This is a genomic window from Marinobacter sp. LM1 (assembly GCF_042763285.1).
Classification (GTDB): Bacteria; Pseudomonadota; Gammaproteobacteria; order Pseudomonadales; family Oleiphilaceae; genus Marinobacter; species Marinobacter nauticus.
In genome coordinates, this window is record NZ_CP114373.1 from 2877687 (window position 1) to 2900122 (window position 22436).

At 52.3% G+C, this 22436-nt stretch carries 13 protein-coding genes; 4 read left to right on the top strand and 9 right to left on the bottom strand.

From position 1 onward, the window contains the following. Window positions 1-69: 69 nt before the first annotated feature. The gene (locus OZ656_RS13450; protein ID WP_011786031.1) at window positions 70-552 is read right to left on the bottom strand and encodes a YajQ family cyclic di-GMP-binding protein; all 483 of its coding nucleotides are present in this window, start codon (window positions 550-552) and stop codon (window positions 70-72) included. A gap of 134 nt (window positions 553-686) precedes the next feature. Between OZ656_RS13450 and OZ656_RS13455 the strand changes: the two genes are divergently transcribed. Further along, window positions 687-1658: a response regulator gene (locus tag OZ656_RS13455; RefSeq protein WP_286896986.1), complete on the top strand. Its 972-nt coding sequence runs from the start codon at window positions 687-689 to the stop codon at window positions 1656-1658. Window positions 1659-1884: 226 nt separating this feature from the next. Here OZ656_RS13455 and OZ656_RS13460 read toward each other — a convergent pair whose 3' ends face one another. The 7 genes from OZ656_RS13460 to OZ656_RS13490 all read right to left on the bottom strand — a co-directional run bounded on the left by OZ656_RS13460 (window position 1885) and on the right by OZ656_RS13490 (window position 13378). Beyond that, window positions 1885-2898: an AraC family transcriptional regulator gene (locus tag OZ656_RS13460; RefSeq protein WP_286896989.1), complete on the bottom strand. Its 1014-nt coding sequence runs from the start codon at window positions 2896-2898 to the stop codon at window positions 1885-1887. A gap of 90 nt (window positions 2899-2988) precedes the next feature. Next, complete coding sequence (locus tag OZ656_RS13465) at window positions 2989-4200, bottom strand: argininosuccinate synthase (RefSeq protein ID WP_379944602.1); 1212 nt, start codon at window positions 4198-4200, stop codon at window positions 2989-2991. A 133-nt stretch (window positions 4201-4333) separates the two neighbouring features. Continuing rightward, window positions 4334-4738: a flagellar export chaperone FliS gene (gene fliS / locus OZ656_RS13470; RefSeq protein WP_011786035.1), complete on the bottom strand. Its 405-nt coding sequence runs from the start codon at window positions 4736-4738 to the stop codon at window positions 4334-4336. Window positions 4739-4771: 33 nt separating this feature from the next. Then, window positions 4772-6745 carry a flagellar filament capping protein FliD gene (gene fliD, locus OZ656_RS13475; protein WP_121207890.1) on the bottom strand — a complete coding sequence of 658 codons (1974 nt, stop codon included), beginning with the start codon at window positions 6743-6745 and terminating at the stop codon, window positions 4772-4774. A 216-nt stretch (window positions 6746-6961) separates the two neighbouring features. Beyond that, the gene (locus OZ656_RS13480; protein ID WP_014422025.1) at window positions 6962-7396 is read right to left on the bottom strand and encodes a flagellar protein FlaG; all 435 of its coding nucleotides are present in this window, start codon (window positions 7394-7396) and stop codon (window positions 6962-6964) included. A 71-nt stretch (window positions 7397-7467) separates the two neighbouring features. Continuing rightward, complete coding sequence (locus tag OZ656_RS13485; protein ID WP_286714628.1) at window positions 7468-8958, bottom strand: flagellin; 1491 nt, start codon at window positions 8956-8958, stop codon at window positions 7468-7470. 151 nt (window positions 8959-9109) lie between these two features. Then, complete coding sequence (locus OZ656_RS13490) at window positions 9110-13378, bottom strand: FkbM family methyltransferase (protein WP_379944603.1); 4269 nt, start codon at window positions 13376-13378, stop codon at window positions 9110-9112. Window positions 13379-13809: 431 nt separating this feature from the next. On the opposite strand from OZ656_RS13490, the gene OZ656_RS13495 reads away from it, so the two are divergent. From OZ656_RS13495 to OZ656_RS13505, 3 genes are all read left to right on the top strand, one after another. Beyond that, window positions 13810-15315 carry a flagellin gene (locus OZ656_RS13495; RefSeq protein WP_379944604.1) on the top strand — a complete coding sequence of 502 codons (1506 nt, stop codon included), beginning with the start codon at window positions 13810-13812 and terminating at the stop codon, window positions 15313-15315. Between the two features lie 171 nt (window positions 15316-15486). Then, entirely contained in the window at window positions 15487-17490 is a 2004-nt protein-coding gene (locus tag OZ656_RS13500; RefSeq protein ID WP_379944605.1) for a hypothetical protein, read from the top strand. 133 nt (window positions 17491-17623) lie between these two features. Further along, window positions 17624-20884 carry an SNF2-related protein gene (locus OZ656_RS13505; RefSeq protein ID WP_379944606.1) on the top strand — a complete coding sequence of 1087 codons (3261 nt, stop codon included), beginning with the start codon at window positions 17624-17626 and terminating at the stop codon, window positions 20882-20884. Window positions 20885-20941: 57 nt separating this feature from the next. Here the strand turns inward: OZ656_RS13505 and sbcB are convergent, their stop codons facing one another. Next, window positions 20942-22390 carry an exodeoxyribonuclease I gene (sbcB, locus tag OZ656_RS13510; RefSeq protein ID WP_379944607.1) on the bottom strand — a complete coding sequence of 483 codons (1449 nt, stop codon included), beginning with the start codon at window positions 22388-22390 and terminating at the stop codon, window positions 20942-20944. Between the last annotated feature and the right edge of the window lie 46 nt (window positions 22391-22436).

Here is a 22436-nt window from a genome sequence, read left to right on the forward strand (position 1 = left end):
GTAGGTGTAGGCGGTATCCCGAATCAGGGCTACAACATTGGGGGGAAGATAAATAAGAGCCTCTCCGAATCAGTCGCGAAAGTTGTTGAACTGCAGCGGGATGTCCAGTTCTGCCTCACGCAACATGGCAATGGCTTCCTGCAGGTCGTCCCGTTTCTTGCCGGTAACCCGTACCTTGTCGCCCTGAATGCTGGCCTGCACTTTCATCTTCTGCTCTTTGATCATCTTCACGATCTTCTTGGCCATGTCCGTTTCAATACCCTGCTTCAGGGTGAAATGCTGCTTCACCAGCTTGCCCGCTTTGCTCTCACCATCTTCGGATAGGGCGCGGGTATCAATGTTGCGCTTGGCAAAGGCCATTCGCATCATGTCCACCAGTTGCTCCAGCTGGAACTCCTGCTCTGCGCTCAAAGTCAGGCGCTTGTCCTCCAGCTCGATATCCGCCTCAACATTCTTGAAATCCCAGCGGTTACCCAGTTCACGCTTGGCCTGATCCACCGCGTTGGTAACTTCGTGCATTTCGATTTCTGAAACAATGTCAAAAGAAGGCATAGTCGTTATTCTCCAAAGGCCACGGAGGGGTATACTGTGGCGACAATTTGATTACGGATGTTCGAAACCGCCAAGAATACCAAGAGCTGTGGCGAACCGCATCTGACAATGGACTGGTAAGAAGTAGATAAATAATGCCAAACCTCGATCTTCCCATTCTCGTAGTAGACGACGCCAAATTCAGCAGTATGGTGGTGGGCCGTACGCTGCGAAATGCCGGATACCGCGACATACGCATCGCCAACAACGCACCGGCTGCCCTGAAACTCATGGAACAACGCCCGGTCAGCGTACTGATTGCAGACTGGCTGATGCCAGAAATGGACGGCCTGCAGCTGACCGACCAGGTTCGCCAGCAAGACGAGCAGAACAACCACTACACCTATGTGATTCTGCTCACCGCCCGCGAGAGCGTGGAAGCCTTGTCGGAAGCGTTCGACCGGGGTGTGGACGACTTCATCTACAAATCAGACATGACCAAACAGCTCATCCCTCGCATCTTTGCGGCGGACCGCATGGCAGACCGGCAGAACACCCTGCTGCGCGCCAACGCGCTGCTGGTGGAGAACAACCGGGAACTGGAATCCAGCAACATCATTGATCTGGAAACCGGGCTGACCAACAACAAATACGCGCGCCAGCGCTTGCAGAAAACCCTGCGCCACGCCGAATCCCGCGGCGGGTCAACCGCCTACGTCATGTGCGGCATCCGTAACTGGCAAGAGCTGAAGCGCAAGCATCCGCCCAGCGTGATGAGCGAACTGTCGATCGGCATCGCCCGGCGCCTGAGCACATTGATTCGCCCGATTGATGCCCTGTGTCGGGTAGGTGATAACCAGTTTGCGATTGTCTCCTACTTTCCCAACAGTGATCACTGCACCACCACCGCGTTCCGGCGCATTTTTGACGGCATCAACCACAAAGCGCTGAAAACCACCGCCGGCTTCATCTCTGTGGAGGCCGGCATGGCCCTGTGCAAAGCCGACGCCCAGGACGGCACCCCCACGGTACAGGATATGGAACGCGCGGCTGTACAGGGCCTTGTGGACGCCTATGAAACCCGCCGGTTCACCGAAACCGCCCCGGAGATACGGGAAGGTGTGTAGCGATCACAAACAGTAACACTGGGACACACTTCACAAACAGACAGGAAAGGCGAACAGGCTTATTCTGAGATTGTGGAATCAAGCAGTATCCACCCATGGCGGAGGAGCCGAGTAGTACCTCCGCCGCCATATGGGTACCGCAAGCTGATTCCGCAGGATTAACGAATTTTTCAGGCACTTTCGTTCTTTCCGAATTTCTTAAGCCAGCTCTCGTAAGCTGGCTTTTTTATTGCCTGCGAAAATCCCCCGGCGTTTTACCGGTCGCTGCCTTGAACTTGCGATGAAACGACGTGGTTTCGCTATAGCCCAGGCGCAAGGCGATATCCGGAATACTCATGTCGGTATTCTGCAAATAGTCCTCCGCCATCTGCTGGCGCACCTCATCCAGCAACTTCTGGTAAGACACCCCTTCCTGGCTCAGCTTTCGCTGTAAGGTACGGCTGGTCATCCCCAGATCCTCGGCGACCATATCCTGGCGGGTAATGCCATCGGCGAGCTGTTTCTGAATGCTTTGCTTTACCCTGCTGGTCAGATCCGTGTCGGTGTCGAGCAACGCCAACTGAGACAATGCGTGTGCTTCCAGGGTTTTTCGCAATAGCGGGTCTGGCTGACGCAGGCGGGTTGCGAGCAGTGCCTGAGCAAAGGTGACACTGTCCTCCTCTGCATCAAACTGTACAGGGCATTGCCAGCGCAAAGCATAGGCCTTCTCATGCTCCGGGCCGGGAGAAGGCCGCCTCAGCCGAACTTCCAGCGGCGTGGCGTCCGTGCTGTCTGCCAGCCATCGCGCATAGTTGATCCAGGAGGCAAAGACATTGTCCACCACCTGAGGCCACACCACAGAATCGGTAAAATTGCAGGTCCAGATCAGTGTCGCGGAATCGCCCTTCATCTTGAGGCGGGTGGTACCCATATCCCCCACCAGCTTCTCATAGGGCGCAATACGGGTAACCGCTTCCCCCAACGTGGCGCAGCTCATGGTGATGTAACCCAGTACACTGTAGGAACCGGGTTGCACATAGTCGCCGGTCTCCAATCCCAATACCGGGTTACCGGTATGTTCGGCCAGCAAGTGAATAAATGCCTGGAGCTGTTCGCCGTCGATTCGGCCCTCATCGGAATCCAGGATCTCCGGCTTCAAACCCGCCTTTTCAAACAGCGGATCAACCGCGATACCTTTGGCATCGGCGTAGCGAACATACTGCCGCAAAGCGGCGACGGAAGCTGTGCCCAACGCATTCATGGTGATGACTTTCGTTGTTGGAATTGTTTGAAAAGTATAAACAAAAACGCCCGGCTATGAACCGGGCGTTTTCAGGGCATCAACAAACCATCAAAGCTTGCGGCCTTTGCCAGCGGCAATCCGCAGGCGCAGCGCGTTCAGCTTGATAAAGCCTTCCGCATCTTTCTGATCGTAAGCACCCTGGTCTTCTTCAAAGGTGGCGATCTTCTCATCGAACAGAGAATCGTCAGACTTACGGCCGACCACGTCTACATTGCCCTTGTACAGCTTCAGGCGAACGGTGCCGTTCACGTAGTTCTGGGTCTGGTCGATCAGCGCCTGAAGAGCCTCACGCTCCGGGGACCACCAGTAACCGTTGTAGATCACCTCAGCATAGCGCGGCATCAGGCTGTCCTTCAGGTGTGCCACTTCACGGTCCAGAGTAATGGACTCGATGGCGCGGTGGGCGCGCAGCATCATGGTACCACCCGGAGTTTCGTAACAGCCGCGGGACTTCATGCCCACGTAGCGGTTCTCGACGATGTCCAGGCGGCCAATACCATTTTCACCGGCCAGCTTGTTCAGGGTTTCCAGCACCACGTGGGGCTTCATTTCCTGACCATCAACGGCAACGATGTCGCCTTTCCTGTAGGTGAGCTCCACGTAAGTGGGCTTGTCCGGCGCGGCTTCCGGAGATACGCTCCAACGCCACATGTCTTCCTCGGCTTCCGCCCAGGGGTCTTCCAGGTTGATGCCTTCGTAGGAGATGTGCAGCAGGTTGGCGTCCATGGAATACGGGCTCTTGCCCTTCTTCATTTCCACGGGGATGTTGCGCTCTTCACAATACTTGAGCAGCTTTTCGCGGGAGTTCAGATCCCACTCACGCCAGGGAGCGATCACCTTCACGCCCGGCTTCAGGGCATAGGCGCCAAGCTCAAAACGAACCTGATCGTTACCTTTACCGGTAGCACCGTGAGAGATGGCGTCTGCACCCGTTTCGTTGGCAATGTCGATCAGGCGCTTGGCAATCAGCGGGCGGGCGATAGAGGTGCCCAGCAGGTACTCGCCTTCGTAGATGGTATTGGCGCGGAACATCGGGAACACGTAATCGCGCACAAACTCCTCGCGCAGGTCCTCAATGTAGATTTCCTTAACGCCCAGCGCTTCGGCTTTCGCGCGCGCTGGCTCCACTTCCTCGCCCTGGCCAATATCGGCGGTAAAGGTTACCACCTCACAGTTATAGGTATCCTGCAACCACCGAACGATGACGGAAGTATCCAGGCCACCGGAATAGGCCAGCACCACCTTTTTAATATCAGACATGCCCTTGCTCCAGACTGAACAGAATGGATGTGTTGAAAAGAAGGGCAACATTGTACGGGATGGCGGGGGGAATGGCTATAAAGCCCCTACCCTGCCAAAGGATAGGGGCGCCATGGACGGCAAAAGTACTGGTTTAGCCAGCGGCCTGGGAGTGCTGGGTTACCACTTCTTCGCGGATGCCATCCCAACCTTCTTTGATTGAACGCAAGAGCTCAGCGACCTCATCCAGTTTGGCGGGATCGTTTTTCACATTCGCCTCGAACAGAGTCCGCTCCATATAGTCGTATAGACCTTCCAGACGCTCTGCAAGATCGCCACCCTTCTCGAAATCAAGGAAGCTGCGCAAGCCGCCGATGATTTCAATGGCCTTGCTGATGAGCCGGCCTTTACCCTCAATGTCATTGGCCTGCATCCGGGCCTTGGCCATATTGATCCTTTCCAGGGCACCGCTGTATAGCAGTTGGATCAGCTTGTGAGGGTCAGCGTCAGTGATGCTGGTTTGAGCGTTTACCCGCTGATATGCCTGTAAACCGTTCATAATAAACCTCTTCGTTACCGGGACTTGCCCCGCTTATCGATTACTGTTGTTCTGCGGAGCCAGTGCCGCAAGCTGCTGTGTCAGGTAATCGCCTGTACTGTTGAGCTGGGAAATCAGGGAATCCGCCGCCGTGAACTGGCTGACCAGCCGCTCACGGTAGGAGGCAATCCTGTCTTCCAGCCGGATCCGTTCCTCCTGAATCCGCTCAAGATCACGGCTCAGGCTATCCGTTTTTGCGTCGAGAATGCCGTCGGCACCCACAATGTCGGTGACAAGATTAACGGCCTGTTCACCAATACCTTCGATGAAATTTACCCGCCCGAGATCGCCGTCCTTATAGCCGGCAACCTGAAGCTGCATGCCTTTGGCACCGCCCGCGCCAGTGACGGTCAGTACCCGGCCATCACCGGTCGCCTCCTGGCCATTGACCGTACCGGCAACGTCTTTGCCTAAGGTTCCGGTTTTGGCGGAAAGCCCGAGCGCCGCACCATTTTCCACGGACAGGATGCTGACATTTGAACTACTGCCGAATGCTCCAGAGGTAAACTGGAGTACGCCATTGCTGTCGAGCCCGACCCGCACAGACTGGCCGGCTGCATTCAAGGCCGAGTTGCTGTCGATCTGGCTCTGGATTTCGGCCACCAGGTCGGCCGCACTTGCGTAGGTTTGCTGGCTGAGCTGAATAGTAAAGTTGGTGGAACCGTCAACGGTGAACTCGATCTCGTCATTGGTACCATCAATCACCACGCCGTCGGCCAATGCCGAATCACCCAGCACGCCACCCTGAGTGGCAGCCTGGGTGATATTGATGGCGTAGTTTCCACGGGTTGTCCCGCTGCCAGAGCCAAGGAACTCAACGTCTGCGCTCGAGGTACGGCCCTGCTCGGCGAACAGCGCAGTCACGTCGTCCGGGTTCTTTTTCAGCTGCTCTTCAAACTTGGCACGATCAAAGCTCAAACCGCCGGTTTCATAGTCTGTGGTAATGCCGACATCAGCCAGGGTCCGAATACTGGCATTCTCAAGCCCTGGCACCACGCGGCCCAGAACATTGCGCAACTGCGCCTGGATTGAGCGGATGGTGGTATCACCCGAAAGAATACCGCCTTGCCCCGTCTCGGCATTAAAGCCGGACAACCCTTTGATGGTTGTCTGGAGGGCATTGAACTTTTCAACAAACGCTCCGACACGATCTGCTACCGCACCGAAATCCTGCTCGACTTTGATGGTGGAGGTCACACCTTCTGCTTTTGCCTCAAAACTCAGGCCATCAATAACATCCGTGAAGGAGTTGGTCGAACGGGTAATCTCAATACCGTTGATCTCGACCCTCGCGTCTTTGGCAGCGATGGTCTCCTGCATGTTCTGGGTGGTGTCGTTAAACACAAACTGGGACAGACCGGCAGCGTCGTCATTGTTACCATCATCATCGGTAACCGAAACGGAAATGGCATTTGCCTCGCCGGTTTCTTCGGACGACAGCACCAGCCGGAAGCCGCTACCCGTGTCGATAACGCCAGCCGATACGCCAATGCCCGCTTCGTTGATTTCGTCCGCCAGCCCCTGCAAGGTGTTGTTAGAACCATCGATGGTGAGCGTCGCCGATTTATCACCGGAAGAAATGGTGAACGATCCGGTACCGACCGACGTAGAGTCACGATCAGCAAACGTGGAAGACGCCAGGGACTGCGACTGCGCAAGACTCAACACATTGACGTTGTAGGTGCCACGGCTGGCCTTGGTGCTGTCTACCGTAACCGACACATCCTCATTTGAAGAGGTTGCCGAAAAGGCTTTCAGATTGTCGGGCGCGCTCAGCTGACGCATCGGCAGCCGAAGCTCCGTGATAGCGCTCTTCAAGGTGCCATAGGCAGAAATGAGCAACTCTGCCTTCTGGGTTCGGGTGTCGAGCCGATTCTCTTTAGGCGCACGCTCAGCTTCAACGAGCTGATCAACCAGATCAGAGTTCAGAACTCCCGAGCCGATACCTAATGCTGAAATATTTGCCATAACCATGCCTCCTCAAGGGGGCGCTTCGCTTACTTAGTCCTTTATCGGCTGCCAGCGGCAAAACTTTGCCTATATTTCGGCTAACCACTACACCAATTTGTAACACCCTGTAACGGACAGTCTAGCACCGTATATAGCAGAACACCGCCGGACCCTGTCAGGGTGCGGCGGTGCTGAAATACCGTTGTCTGGCATCCGCGTAAAAGCGGCAAGCTTTTACACTTTGATGTTAAACAACGTCAGCGGTTCATCCTGCTGCAATTTTTCTGCCAACCTCATTGCCACTTCGTCCGGGATCTGACGAATGACTTCCTGGGTGCTCTGATCAACCACTTTAACAATGGTCTGCCCCATCTCGTTATCCACCTCAAACTGAAGATCCCGCTGCACATTCTGCACGAAATCATTCAATTGGCTCACCGCATCATTCAATTCATCCCGCTGCGCTTCCGAACGAGCCTGAAGCTTCTCGGCTCTGGATGTCTCAGTCGCGGCCTGCGGGCTCTGAATGGCTGAGCCACTCGAACCTGAAGCAGCAAGGTCAGGGGCTTTTCCGCCCTCGGCCTGAGATGACGACAGTGCCTTCCCCGGAGCCTGGGCGTTGGAACGCACCAGCTTGAGATCCGGGTTATTCAGGTTAACGTCATTCATAGCTTTACCTCGCTATTCCTCTAACGGCGTAAAGCCGGAACCCGAAGGTTCCGGCCGTTACCGCCAAGCCCTTACTGCAGCAGAGACAGAACCTGCTGAGGACGGGCGTTCGCCTGAGCCAGGACGGAGATACCGGCCTGCTGCAGCACCTGGGCCTTGGACAGCTTGGCTGTCTCAGCCGCGAAGTCCGCGTCCAGAATCCGGCTCTGAGCGGCGCTCAGGTTGGTACTGGTGGACTCCAGGTTGGAGATGGTGCTTTCGAAGCGGCTCTGGATCGCACCAAACTTCGCACGCTGGGAGTTTACCAAGTTAAGAGCTGCATCCACTGTTTTTAACGCCTGAGTAGAGCTTTCAAATGTAGTAATATCGAGCTCGGAGATTTTTCGCAGTTCAGATCCGGCCGAAGCAACTGCGTTAGCGCCATCTTTGGCTACGATTGCAAACGACCTATCTGAGTCAAGCTGCAAGTAGCCACTTACAGACAGCACATCCGTGGAACCGGTAGAAGTGGCCAAGGTCTCGTTGGCCGTGTCTACCTTAGCCTCACCATTCTCGTCCCTATATTGCTTATTAATGGTTAAGTCGCCACCGCTGGTGTTTGCCGTGTTACCAAACACGATATCCGATCCACCGGTGTTCGTAAGAACAACACTTTGACCATCATCGGCTACCTCCGCAGTGATACCAGTTTTCGCTGACTGATCATTTATCGCAGCAACCGCATTTGACAACGCGTCCTTACCTGAAGTCGCATCAATTGTAAAAGAAACAGATTGAGCGTCTGTGTTTTCGCCTATGAGTGTAAACGAGTAGCTTCCAGAAGCAGTAAACGCGACATCGACTTCCGTACGCGCGGTCGCAGTCACTCCGGTTTCAGATGACACGTCGTTAATGCTTTCTGCGATATCTTTCACGGCCGTTCCGGACGCAGCGATATTTACTGTTTCCGAACCCAGATACCCATTAATATCAATGTTACCTGACGCAATCCCGTTGTCAGCAGTCGCACCTGAGGCCTGCGTGCCGGCACCAGAAGCAATAACCTGATTATTGCCGTAACTGGTCGTTCTCAGATTCGACGTTGAAGCACTAATTGTCTCGTTTGCATTGGCCCCAACCTGAAACTGCGCAGTTCCAAAAGATCCATCAAACAGCTTTTGACCGTTAAAGTTGGTCGTCGTAGCAATACGATCTAGTTCAGATACCAGCTGATTGACTTCGTCCTGCAAAGCCTGACGATCAGAGGAGGAGTTGGAAGCGTTAGCAGACTGAACCGCCAGCTCACGAACACGCTGGAGAATGTTACCCGCCTCGCCCAAGGCGCCTTCAGCGGTTTGCGCCAGAGAGATACCGTCGTTAGCATTTCGAGTTGCCTGATTCAGACCACGAATCTGTGCTTCAAAACGATTTGAAATTGCCAGACCAGCCGCATCATCTTTGGCTGAGTTGATACGCAGACCGGAGGACAAACGCTCCAGAGCTTGGTTGGACTGCTCCTGAGAGCGGTTCAACTGATTCTGAGCGGACAGTGATGCAACGTTAGTGTTAATTCCGAGAGCCATAATGCTTCTCCTTCGACTGATGTCGTTTTCTCTTGAAACGGTCTGGCGCCCGATTCAAGTTTGGAGCGCCGCCCTGTTACTCCAGTTAACGGCACCCATCCGACTCTCTTTAGGAAAATTTCTAACCCTTTTGTAAAAAAATGTAAGAGCTTTAAAATTTCGTCCACGCACGCAACCACTGCTGAAGATTCTCACCCTCCAACATCCAGTCACGGCGGACCACTTCTCGCAGTTCATCACCATTCCTGGCAGTCTCATCTAAATCGCTTAGGTGCATGCGAATTGCGTCTACCCAATCTTTGTAGCGATTCTTGACTCTCGTAACAGGGAGTTCATGCGCTCTGTAGGGCTCAACGTCACTGCACACGACGGGAAATCCACAGGCTCCATATTCCAGCAATCGCAGGTTACTTTTGCAGCGATTAAAAAGATTGTCCTCAAGAGGCGCAATCGCAAGATCCAGGTTCATAGAGGCCAACTTCTCGGGATACAACTCTATATTAACCCCCTCATGCACTTCCTTTACATAGGGACGCAGCCCTTCTGGACACATTCCAAAAAACACCCAGTCAACCTCATCTGCGAGATCGCGAACCACAGCCTCTACCAATTCCAAATCACCGGTGTGCCCAACTCCACCAGCCCACCCAACTCTTGGCTTTTCAGATTGACGTCTAGCGGCACTCAGATCCGCCCACCAATTCAAAGGCAACCGGTTTTCCACTACACGAATATCTGGATGCGCCCCTTTGAACGCATCTGCAAGCGGATGGGTCGAAACCACGAATCGATCGACATGCTTTAAGGATGCTCTAAGTGATTTCAATATGTCCTTAGGCATGTTCTTTCGATACGCGCTTTTTATCGGCAGATTCGGCAAATAGTCATCCAGTTCATACACAATAGGCTTCTTCAGAAACCGACGCGCATATTTCATATTCTCAACAGCTTCTGGTGTGATCTGACGCTGATATACGAAAGCGTCTGGATCAAGACGCGCCATCTCAGGGACCGTCAACCACTCTTTTGCAATCATTCCACCAGCAACAGCTTGAGCTTTCATGCTTTCAAGAGGTTGCATAATGCGATAGTGACCACAACCCCACTGATCCGCTGGATGCACTAGAATAGTGGGCAAGCCTAATAGCTTCTGGGGCTGCCAGTTCAACTCTACACGCGGCTCTACTTCGAAACCAACGGATCGAAGGGAAAGATTTCGATTAAATGCCGGATCACTGCCTAGGTAAGGCAACCATTTTTCATACATCGCTTCTTGTTCACGCCTAAACCTAACTACCTTCTCATCTTTACTGCTTTTATCAACTGAGGTTTGACTTGCATTCGCCACGTGAACAACCAGTGAGCGCGGGGTCCACACCGTTAAATAACCTGCCTTTGCAACTTTTAGACAAAAATCTATATCGTTATATGAAACTTTAAATACATCTTCATTTAAACCATCAACCTGTTCATATACTGAGCGTCGAACCATCATGCAGGCGGCCGTCACAGCTGAATAATTCTGATCCGTAACCAACCTATTCATATATCCTTGATCTGCAAGATCAGATCCTATATCGACATGCTCTGCAGGCCCCCTCATTCCAAGGACAACTCCCGCATGTTGGACTTTTCCATCCGGAAAAATCAGCTTACTGCCAACAACTCCAACCTCTGGGCGCACAGCATGATTGATTAACTCACTAAGCCAATCTGGACGAATAACTGCTGTATCATTATTCAAGAGCAGGACGTACTCTCCGCGCGCTTCGCTTACTGCATAATTGTTAATTTTAGAAAAATTGAAACTATCACGAAATCTCAAAATTCGGACATTTGGCAAAGCCATATCCTCTAGACCAGTTAACCAGGCACGCGCCTCCGGAGTCTCACTATCATTATCGACAATTATTATCTCGTAATTAGGATAATCTGTTTTTTCCAAAATTGACTCAATACAAACCCGTAACAGAGGTAGCTTATCTCTTGTCGGCACAACTATAGATACAGAAGGTTTTAAATCACTGCAATAATTTATACTAAACGTTCCTGGAACTGAGCCAGACACAACCGATGATGAGTCGTAACCTCTTTTGCGCAAATGCTCCAATAAAATTGACTTATATTCAACATCATCCGTCTTCCATTGGTTAACTGAACTAGAAACTAGTGGCAAGTCTACGTGACCGAACGAATTCACTCCAAATTCTTCCAAAACCTTGATAGCAAGCCAGATAGTCAAACTATCACCGCTAACTGCAGGAAAAGATTCGAGCACTGAAAAAACATCCGCTCTAAAAAAGTAATAACTCATATTAATGTATGGATTACTGAGGAAGCCATCAATATTAAAAACAGGCCGACCATAAAACTGAAGATCAACCATCAAATCCCCATAAACCACATTGCAGAATTTGGGCGTCGAAGCTAGCTCATTAACAAATGATATTAGTGAATCCTTAAAAAAAACATCTCCAGCCTTAAAAAAAACAAACCAATCAAAACCATAAGAGACCATGACTTCTCGAACTGCCTCCATTAGGCCTTTAGATTCGAGATCAACAACATATTCCCACTTTTCATTTATTTTCGACTCATACAAGGAACCTTTAAAAACTACAAAAACATTTAAGTTAACACCCGCACTGAAAAGAAACTCAAAATTTCTTAGTGAACTACCCAATGAACCTAAACCATCATCAATTAAGATAACGGCTAAAGATACGGATTTTCCGCTTTCAACCAATTTATTCTTTAACAACGACGGGAGACTAAACTTTAAAAACCACGACGGCGTCAAATCAAGATCACCGGGGATATCCTGCCCATATTTTTTTATAAGACTTTTAACGGAATCATTAATAACAGAGGCAGAGTGAATAGCAAGCTTATCATCACCAAAACCAACCACAATATATCCAAGCTCTTCCACTATTTTAATCAACCGCCTATTCTTCTCGGAAAATTGATGCAACCCCCAAGATTCAAAGAAAATAGCTGGCCTTTCTTCCTCAAGCTTTTCTACTCCACTTTCGATAACTTCTTGCTCCATACCCTCTACATCAATCTTAATAAAAGCAACATTATCAGAAGGCCATATATCCGAAAGCTCAAAAACACTTACGCATTCATACCGATTAGCTCTAAGGCTCGGCTCCTCTATGCCTGATATATCCTTTCTTATAGATATTGTCTCAACATCCAAAGATACGGAGCCTGTATAATTTTCCTCATAAATATCAAACTTAGGCACCAGCAACTTATGACTATTACCTGCCAAACCCACTGCGCAGTTTTTGACTGAAATATTATTCAATCGGTTTATAAGCACATTCGTACATAACTGCATAAAAACCATAGGCTGCGGCTCAACCGCTATAACGTTCAAAGCTGGCAAGGCGCTAGCTGTCGGAATCGAGAAAACACCTTGATTTGCGCCAACGTCTAGAATTGCTCCTGACTTTTCTTGGCACCAGGCTATCGCCAGCTTGGATGCTAACGGCTCGAATTCTCCCCGTTCCACAAGTGATTTTTGAATGGTTTCAGCCGTATTTGTTATAAAAAATCGTCCCTGGGATGTTGGCATTGTGAATCCGAAAGAGGAATGCCTAGAGCCTATCAGCGTCTCTATATTAGGGCAGCCCAATTGGCTAAGAACAAAAAGTCTAGCTCTAACTAGGCTTTCAACAGGATATAATCCGTAAATTAGCAGATAATCATGTACAATTCCCAACCGGTTACGGGCGGTGTTTCTTTGAACTCTAGAACGGTCTGAACTTTTGGTTATAACTACAACAACATCATCAATAAACCCAACTCTAAATTCATATTTAGAGCCAACTAGATTATCAAGAAGGAATAACCAATCTTCATGGGATTCAATCCTCTCATAAAACTTATAAATTATCCTCTCCTTTTTTATAATGAAAGCACCAACTGGAATGTAATTTTGCACCAACAAACGCTCTTGTGAATACGAATTTAAAACAATCTCGCGTTCACTCTTCAAATTACCTCCTGAGTCTTCCTCTACAACCTTATAATTCCCGAAGACAATATCGTAAGCATCATCAGATATTGCATTGAGCATCTTCGATATAGAAGATTCAGCAAGCAAATCATCATCGTCTAGAAAAAGCACCCATTCCCCGGTAGAGTAATTCAACGCCCTGTTTCGAGCAGAAGAAACGCCCGATAATTCATTAATGGATTTCGGCAAATAATTAATTATAAATTTTTCTTTATTGTTCAAAATAAATGAACTTACAATTTCAAACGATGAGTTATTAAAATCATCATCAACGACAACAATTTCAACAACATCATTATTATTAAAATCTTGTCTTACTATAGATGCGAGAGCACGAGACAACAGCTTAGGTCGATTTAACGTTGGTATTATTATCGATAAAATAGTCATTAATACTTCCTCTTATTTCAACCCAACACTAGCAGTAAAAAAGTAAATTAAAACTGAGATTAAATATTTCAATAAAAATATACAAACCTCTCTCGGTAATAAATTTCTATAATAAACTACCACCTTTTTATCCGAAACAATCAAGAAATCTGCACTCCGAGCACATCAACGAGCATACCCTTCAGGATACTCAGGGCGGCAAGCCTTTTCCTCTTTTCGCGCCAAAAATGTGGCAGAAGCAACTCTTAGCTTAAAAAGCAAGAATCCGAAAAATTAAAGAAAACAATAGCTTAAAACATTCAAAATAGACCTGGCACGAATTTGGCTTGACATTAGGCATCATCAAACATAACACGCACATTGCCGATATTTGTTTCTGGCCAAACTCACTAGGCTATGGAATTCGGCACCTCTGAGCAGGGAGAAAAGACATGCCTCAGATCATAAACACCAACATCGCATCGCTGAACGCTCAACGCAATTTGAATGCCTCTCAGCAGGATGCAAATACAACGCTTCAGCGCTTGTCCTCTGGTTTGCGCATCAATTCGGCAAAAGATGACGCTGCCGGCCTGGCGATAGCAGAGCGCTTTACCTCTCAGGTTCGAGGCTTGAACCAAGCGGTGCGGAACTCCAATGATGGCGTGTCTCTGGCGCAGGTTGCTGAGGGTGCGCTGGGAGAATCCGGAAACATTGTTCAGCGAATGCGAGAGCTTGCCGTACAGGCGGCGAACGCCACCAACTCAGCTTCTGATAGAAAAGCACTTCAGGCGGAAGTTAACCAGCTCAAACAAGAACTGGAGCGCATCGCGACAACTACCGAATTCAACGGCCTGAAACTTCTCGATGGGACATTTCAGGCGCAGAAATTCCAGGCGGGCGCTAATGAAGGGCAAACGATTTCAGTCTCGATCACCGGCACGCGAATCAATACCCTCGCCAACAATACCTTGGAAACAATTGCGGCTGCCAGCGGATCTACCGGCACAGGGGCAATAAGCGCTGCATCAGGCGGGACGGCACCGGGTACCAACGGCTTGGCAGCTCAAAATATTACCATTTCAAGTTCGCTGGATGAGCAGGTAGTCAACATCAATTCCGCTGGCGCAACGGCTGAGACCATTGCTGCTGAAATCAATAAAAAAGCCGAAACAACCGGCGTTACAGCATCGGCAAGAACTACGGTGGAGATGGATGGCTTAACCGCGAGTGGTACCGTGACAATGAAGCTGTCTACCGGTGATGGAACCGAGGCTACGGTTTCCGCTCAGATTTCCGATGTTAACAATCTTGAGCCCTTGGCTCGTGAGATCAACGCCAGCAGCGGCAAAACAGGGATTACAGCAGAAGTTGACGGTGGCAAGCTGACCCTCATTCAGGATACCGGCAAAGATATTGTCATAGAGGGCTTTTCAAGTAACGGCGGTGGCGGCACCCCGCCAGAAATCACACTGACAGGTTCATCCGAAGATCAGCAAACTCTCCAAAGTGGTGGAACAGATAGTGCTCGCGTTGCGGGGGAAATCACATTTGATTCCGCTACCAGCTTCGCAGTCTCCTCTTCCGTGGGAGGTACCACCGGGATATTCGCCACGACGGACACTTTCGGCTCAACCGACGAGAAACTCGCAGACATAGATATCAGCGACTTTGAAGGTGCCAGCAGCGCCATGAGGGTACTGGATTCTGCGCTGGAAACCATAAACAGTATCCGAGCAGACTTGGGTGCAGTACAAAACCGACTGGAATCTACCATCGCCAACCTGAGCACCACTTCAGAGAATCTCTCTGCAGCTCGCTCCCGGATCCAGGATGCCGACTTCGCGGCGGAGTCTGCGAACCTTGCCAGAACCCAGGTTCTCCAGCAGGCTGGTCTTTCAGTTCTGGCTCAGGCCAACGCCCGACCACAGCAGGTACTGCAGTTGCTGCAGGGCTAACCTTAGCAAAATAGGAGATCTAAAAACGGCCAGGCTAATCACCTGGCCGTTTTTCGTTACGTCCCCACCAAACTGGCACACCTTTCGCAATACCTCCCTCAAACCCCGGCAAACCGTCAAAAAACTGCAGACCTTTGCCGCATCGGATATTGGCTGGTAACGAGGTGTTCCATGCAAGTACAACATCATAACGCGCATCTTTCCCGCTCCGTTCAGGCTCAGGTCGCGCGCCTGGTGCTCCAGGCAAACCTGGCGTATGGCGAGTCCAACAGCAACGGGCTCTCCTACATTCAGCGGCTGAAAGCGCGCAATGAATGCCGGGAATACCTGAATCAGGCGCTGGCGCTGGAGGCCGAACACGCAGCGGCCCTTGGCCTGCTCGGCCGAGTGGAGATGGACGACGGCCAGCTTGAAAAGGCCCATGCCCTGTTCAATGCCAGCCTCAATCGGCAACCGGCGCAGGCCCAGCAATACTGCAACCTCGGCTATTGGGCACTGAAGAGCGAGCGCCCCGCCCTGGCGGAGGAGTATTTCCTGCAGGCACTGGAATGCGACCGGCAATCTGCCGCCGCTTTCTGCGGGGTTGCTCATGCCAAACGGCTGCAAGGCCAGTTTGATGTTGCCTACCTGCACTACCGAAAGTTACTCCAAAGCGGATCGGAATGGGACTCTGTCTATTCCGGCATGCTCTCCTGCGCGCAGCACCTTCAGGTTCACAAAGCCGACAGCGATCTGGCGCTGGACGCCATTGCCCTGCTTCGGCAGGAAGGTCTGCCACACCAGGAAATCGGCCACTTTGTCGGCGCAATCATCCAGCAGCAATACGACCTGGATAACCCTAACGCCGAAATCTTCCTGGATGCCGCGGCAGAAGATGAATTGCTGATCCTGGCGCTCCAGAAAACTCTGATGCCCAATGCCGCTGTGGAAGAACTGGTGGTGCTACTGCGCCGCGCCATTATGGCGGAGGTCGCTCAAACGGCCAGCCTGAGGGACGAACTGCAGCCCCTCTGCCTGGCGATCGCGGAATACGCCGACCGCACCGGCTTCGCGCTGGCCGCGGAAGACGATGAGGAACGCCTGGCGGCCACCATCAATGAAAGCATCATGGCGCAATTCGCCGTAGGGGAACCTCAAGAGGCCCTGATTGGCTCTCTGATGATCAGCGCCATGTATGGTGCGCTTTTCCACCAGAACTTTGCAGTTCAACTCGGCCAATGGAACCTGGTGGACTGGCCACTGGCCATGCAACCCATTATGGCAGCCAGCTACTACAACCGGGCAGAAGAAGAGGCCATCAAGCAGAATTTTGACGAAAAAGCCGAGGAACTCTGCCTGGAGAAGAACGATGTTCCCCAGGCATGGCCGTCCTGGTCGCGGTTGGCCTATCGCACAGAGAGCAGTCTGAAAACACTGATGGCCACCGAACTGGGGCTGGACACCGATAATGTTCCGGCCACTCTGCGCATCATGGTGTGCGGTGCGCAGTCCGGCCAGCGAGCGATGGAGCTGGCGCAATACCTGGACGACGTGGAAGTGATCGCGGTTGATGAATCCCTGGCGAACATCGCCAAGGGCACCCGCATGGCCCAGAGCCTGAACATGGACAACATCGTGTTCTGGCCCTGGTCCATCGCACAGCGTTTTGTGGCCGATGGCCACAAGGTCCATTGGCTGGAAGTGGGCCGTGTGCCCTCACCAGCCATGACCGAGCTTTCTCTGGCCGCACTCATCAATACCGCCTCGAACACCGGTGCCATTGTGCACATGCACACGGCGCTGGCCGAGCAAACCCAGGGCGACAAACAGATTCGCCGCCTGGTCGCCGAGCACAATCTGCAACCCACTCGCACAGCCTTGCGGCAGCTTCGCAGGATGGTACTGGCCAACCGGCAAGATACCCTCTGGACAGAGCTGCTGAATGACGAAGACTTCTACAGCCTGGGCGGCTGCCGCGATCGATGGTTCCGGCCGCAGGACGCCGACCAGCTCAAAGAGCTGCTGGCCCTGGTGAGCAATGAAGTGGAGTGGAAGCTGATTAAAGCCCGGGATGAAGATGGCCACAGCCTGGCCACCGGCCCGGTACAGCGCCAGATCCAGGCGGAAGCCCTGGGTAGTGAAGTTCAAAGCCTGATGGGGCAGAACCTGAGCGTGTATTTCCAGCGTCGGCGCTAAACAATGGGGGCCAGGCCCTCCGGACATTTGCCCAGGCAAAATGTCCGGAGGGCCTGGCCCAAATTCGTTTGAGCATGGTGCTGGTTTCCGGTAGCTTTCCCTTTTTTGAATCTACCGGTGCCCGCTCTCAGCCATGCAAGTCTCGCAAGCAAACCTGAACCTCAACTTTGACGCCAACAGCCTGCAACGAGGCAAGCGCTATTTCAGCCAGGGCCGGGTACAAAACCTGGTTCGTGAAACCGAAGGCATGAGCATACAGGTGCTGCGAGCGGAGGTTTCTGGCAGCCAGCGCCAGCTCTATATCACCGAGGTTCGGTTCGACCGCTACCTGCCCGGAAAAATAAACACCTTCTGCAGTTGCCCGGTGGGGTTCCGGTGTAAGCATGCGGCGGCCGTTATACTTCAGGCCAATTACGAAGCAGGCCTGAGTGCTGAAAAATACGAACCGGAACCCGATACTCGTTACAAATACCCGGCGGCGGAAACATGGCTGGAACAGGCGGCCTCAGTTTTCAGCTCGATTGACAACGCTTCCAACCCTGAATGTCTGGCGTATCTGCTCCACATAGAGCCACACCGCAGCCAGCAGACCCTGTCAGTGAACAAGGTTCGGCGTCGTAAATCGGGAGAATATTCCAGTGGCTCCAAAACCACCGTGTGGAGCCGTACCAACCTTGAATACGATCGCCCGAAATACCTGCGAGAGAGCGATATAGCACCGCTCACATGGTTAAACGCACTGCCCACAGCATTTCGTGTTGCACCGGTTCTGGAGGGCACCACGGGCGCCTATTTTATTGAATCGGCGCTGAAAACCCGCCGCTTCTTTCTGGAATCCACTCAAAACCCGCCGCTTCAACTCGGAGAGACTCTAGAATCCGGCTTTGAGTGGATGCAGTTGCCAGATAAACAACATTGGCAGCTGGTCAGCAAGGCGCTCCCGTCACACATTCGGCTGTTGAACACCTCGCCCACCTACTATCTGGACGAAAAGGAGCTCCTGATCGGGCGGGTGGAGAACTCGCTGGATGCCCGCACAACCGCGCTTCTGCAACAGTGCCCTCCCTTGGCGGAAAGCCAGCTTCAGCAGGCTTTGCCAGATCTTGCGCCCATACTGGAAAAAGCCGGCGCCGTTCTGCCTGAATCTTTCCAGGAGCCCTCCATGGTGCAGGCAGCACCCCAGCCGATACTGCAGCTGTACAGCCTTCAGCATCCCGCCCCCGGGGCACTGCCACTGCTAATGGCGAGGTTAATGTTCAGCTATGAAGGCCACCGGGTAGCGTTCTCGGAACAGGAACCCCGGGTTCTGATTGATGGCAACAATGGACCGTTGCTGGTCATTCGGGATGAGGATGCGGAAATCGAATGGCTACATCGTGATTTGCCCGATTTCAAAATGGCGGGAACAATGACCGATCATCTCGAAACAGACATGGTTAACGCCTTACCGTATGGCAGTTTTCTCGATTTCACCTTGCCAACCCGTAACCAGTGGCTGGATTTCATTGCCTTCGATTTACCGCGACTGGATGCAGGCGGCTGGCAAATTGAAATGGACGAGAGTTTTGATGTACCGGTTATTGAAATAGACCAGCTGCACGGCAGTCTGAAGCCGGATGAAGAATCGCCGGGCTGGTTTGATGTTGAAGTGGGTATTGACTACAACGGCACACAGATTGACCTGATTCCGCTACTACAACAGGCCCTGGTTTATCTCGACCTCAACAATGACAGTGACGATGCCTTGCCTGAAACCCTCTGGCTCCATAACGGCGACGCCCTCATCCGGGTTGTTTCAGACCGCATCCGACCATTGGCCCGAACCCTGTTGAGCCTGTTAGGGAAAGAACGTGGCGGCAAACTAAGGCTGCCAAAACTGGATGCGGCCCAGGTAATGGGTGATCTGGCGGCAGATTGGCAATGCAACGCAGAATTGCGCAACCTCAGTGAAAAACTCACGTCCTTTCAGGCACTAAACCATGTTCCAATTCCCTCAGAGGTTCGGGCAGAGCTGCGCCACTACCAGCAAGATGGCCTGAATTGGCTGATGTTCCTGCGAGAATTCGGGCTCGGTGGCGTTCTTGCCGACGATATGGGCCTGGGCAAGACCCTGCAAACCCTAGCCTGTATTCAGGCCGAAAAAGCCGCAGGTCGGCTTTCCGCGCCTGCTCTGGTGGTATGCCCGACCACGCTTATTGCCAACTGGGAGGCAGAAGCCGAGAAATTCACCCCGGGACTGAAACGCCTGGTGATCCATGGCCAACGTCGTAAACCATTCTTCGACATGGTGGCGGAGGCTGATCTGGTGATCACCAGCTACCCACTCCTGCACCGGGATCTGGAACAGCACCAGAACCAGTCATACAGCCTGGCTTTTTTCGACGAAGCCCAACACCTGAAAAACCCGGCAACCGTGACGTCCAAAGCGGCTCGCCGTCTGCCAGCCGAAAACCGCATCGCACTTACCGGCACACCAATGGAAAACCACCTCGGGGAGCTATGGGCCCTGTTTGATCTTATTCTGCCGGGCTACCTGGCAGACCAGAAAATCTTCCGCGAACACTACCGAAAACCTATTGAAGAACAGGGCAATCAGAGCCGTTATGCGGAGCTGAGCCGCCGGGTGCGACCATTTATGCTGAGGCGCACGAAAGATCAGGTAACCCCCGAGTTGCCGGAAAAAACCGAGATCGTGCGTCACGTTGAGCTGAATCGCCAGCAGAAAGATCTGTATGAGACCATCCGCGCCACCATGGATAAGCGCATTCGCAAATTGCTTGCCGAAAAGGGCGCAGCAAGAAGCCAGATAGAAATACTGGATGCGCTCCTGAAACTCAGGCAAATCTGTTGCCATCCCGCTCTGCTTAACCCGGAAGAAACAGCCGGTTCGGCCAAACTCGACTCTTTAATGGAAATGTTGGAACAACTGCTGGATGAGGGACGCAAGGTCATCATCTTCTCTCAGTTCACCAGCATGCTGGCGCTGATCGAAACCACTTTGAAGGCGGCAGGCATAGGCTATGAAAAACTCACCGGCCAAACCAGAGACCGCGCCACACCGGTTAAACGGTTTCAGAATGGCGAGAGCCCGGTCTTCCTCATCAGCCTGAAAGCCGGTGGTACCGGCCTGAACCTGACCGCCGCGGACTGCGTTATTCACTATGACCCGTGGTGGAACCCCGCAGCCGAACAACAAGCCACAGACCGCGCCTGGCGCATTGGCCAGGACAAACCTGTCTTCGTGTATCGCCTGATTACCGAAGGCACGGTAGAAGAGCGAATTCAGGCACTACAGGCAAGGAAGAGCCAGCTTGCAGACGGTCTGTACGGCAAAGCTGATACCTTCAGCTCGGCCATTACCGCCGACGATATTTCTGTCCTATTCGAGAAATAAAAGGGGTCAGCCCCCCGAACATTTGCAAACGCCAAATGTCTTTAGGTCTGACCCCACTTACATATAGGGAATCAGGGATTCGCCATAGAGATGTAAGTCCTCCAGTATCTGCTGCTTCCTGGGCGTCAGCTCCGTATCAGCTGCCAATCGCTGTAGCTCCTGACCATAGGCTTCCAGTGAGCGCCATCCTTTTTTCGGCTGCATCAACCGTTCGGTACGAAACTGCTCCCAGCGCTCCATTTCCTCGCCAATCAGGGTATCCGGATAATTCCTAGCCCGGTAACGGAACAGCATCTCCGGCAAGCGGGGGTCTTCAAAGCTCATTTCCTGCTCGGCCAGGGTATCCACGGGTTGGGTCAGCAACCAGTTGAGTTTCTCCCGGTCGGTTTTGCTGATAAAACCGCCAGCGTAAAGTTGCTCGTCGGGATCGGTCAGGTCGCTGCCCTGAAAATCCTGTTCGAATGCCTGGGCAACACGGGCGGGCAGGTCCGGAGCTTTGCGCAGTTTGGCCAGGTTGGCCCGCAGTACGTCTCCATCCAGCTCCAGCTCGGCCAACCGCTCTTGTGACAGCGTGGAGAGCATGGTCGCCGGCGCCAATACCGGGCATTTGTTCAGTTGCACACCTTTCAGTGGAAAGCGGCTAACGCCCTCCCCCAGTTCCGCCTGAGACGTAAATACCCGCTCACGGATCTCTTCTACCGAGGCGTTAATCAGCGCCTCCGGGTCTTCCCGAAGATCGTAAACGATCACCTGGTTCTTATTGCTCAGGCTCTCTGCCAACGGCGCCACCAGCGCACAACAACCCCTTGCTGCCGGGTACTTGGCGGAAATATGAAACACCGGCTTCATAGCGGCGGTATCCAGCATTTGCCTCGCGGAATGTTTGTCTTTGTTGTTCAGAACGAAATCAAACAGTTTTGGCTGCTTTTCCTTGATCAGCTTTGCCACGGCAATGGTGGCCAGCACATCCGACATGGCATCGTGGGCAGCCTCATGAGCAATGCCATTGGCTACTGTCAGCTCTTCCAGCCTGAAACTCGGGCTGCCATCTTCTTTGCGGGGCCAGTTGATACCTTCGGGCCGCAAAGCATAAGTCAGCCGCACCATATCAATAATGTCCCAGCGGGAATTGCCGTTCTGCCATTCCCGGGCATAGGGATCCCGGAGATTACGGTAAAGCGTATGGCGGGTGACTTCATCATCAAAACGCAGGCTGTTATAGCCTACGGCGCAGGTGCCAGGCTGACTGAAAGCCGCGTTAATCTGGGCGATAAACTCCGCTTCCGGAAATCCGTCCTCCAGCGCTTTCTGAGGAGTAATACCGGTAATCAGGCAGGCTTCAGGAGAAGGCAGGTAATCGTCGGCTGGCTTGCAATAGATCACCAGCGGGTCTTCGATGATATTCAGATCCGCATCGGTGCGCACACCCGCAAACTGGGAGGGCCGGTCATGAACCGGGTCTACGCCAAAGGTTTCGTAATCGTGCCAGTAGAAAGAGCGGATCAAAGGAAGACTCCTGCAACCGAAGTAAAGTCAGACGCAGGAGTTTAAC

Excerpts from the sequence above, each read along its gene's own strand:
- OZ656_RS13495 (WP_379944604.1), top strand. The coding sequence starts at position 13,810 with ATGCCTCAGATCATAAACACCAACATCGCATCGCTGAACGCTCAACGC.
- OZ656_RS13455 (WP_286896986.1), top strand. The coding sequence starts at position 687 with ATGCCAAACCTCGATCTTCCCATTCTCGTAGTAGACGACGCCAAATTC.
- OZ656_RS13490 (WP_379944603.1), bottom strand. The coding sequence starts at position 13,378 with ATGACTATTTTATCGATAATAATACCAACGTTAAATCGACCTAAGCTG.
- fliS (WP_011786035.1), bottom strand. The coding sequence starts at position 4,738 with ATGAACGGTTTACAGGCATATCAGCGGGTAAACGCTCAAACCAGCATC.
- fliD (WP_121207890.1), bottom strand. The coding sequence starts at position 6,745 with ATGGCAAATATTTCAGCATTAGGTATCGGCTCGGGAGTTCTGAACTCT.
- OZ656_RS13485 (WP_286714628.1), bottom strand. The coding sequence starts at position 8,958 with ATGGCTCTCGGAATTAACACTAACGTTGCATCACTGTCCGCTCAGAAT.
- OZ656_RS13460 (WP_286896989.1), bottom strand. The coding sequence starts at position 2,898 with ATGAATGCGTTGGGCACAGCTTCCGTCGCCGCTTTGCGGCAGTATGTT.
- OZ656_RS13505 (WP_379944606.1), top strand. The coding sequence starts at position 17,624 with ATGCAAGTCTCGCAAGCAAACCTGAACCTCAACTTTGACGCCAACAGC.
- OZ656_RS13500 (WP_379944605.1), top strand. The coding sequence starts at position 15,487 with ATGCAAGTACAACATCATAACGCGCATCTTTCCCGCTCCGTTCAGGCT.
- OZ656_RS13450 (WP_011786031.1), bottom strand. The coding sequence starts at position 552 with ATGCCTTCTTTTGACATTGTTTCAGAAATCGAAATGCACGAAGTTACC.
- OZ656_RS13480 (WP_014422025.1), bottom strand. The coding sequence starts at position 7,396 with ATGAATGACGTTAACCTGAATAACCCGGATCTCAAGCTGGTGCGTTCC.
- OZ656_RS13465 (WP_379944602.1), bottom strand. The coding sequence starts at position 4,200 with ATGTCTGATATTAAAAAGGTGGTGCTGGCCTATTCCGGTGGCCTGGAT.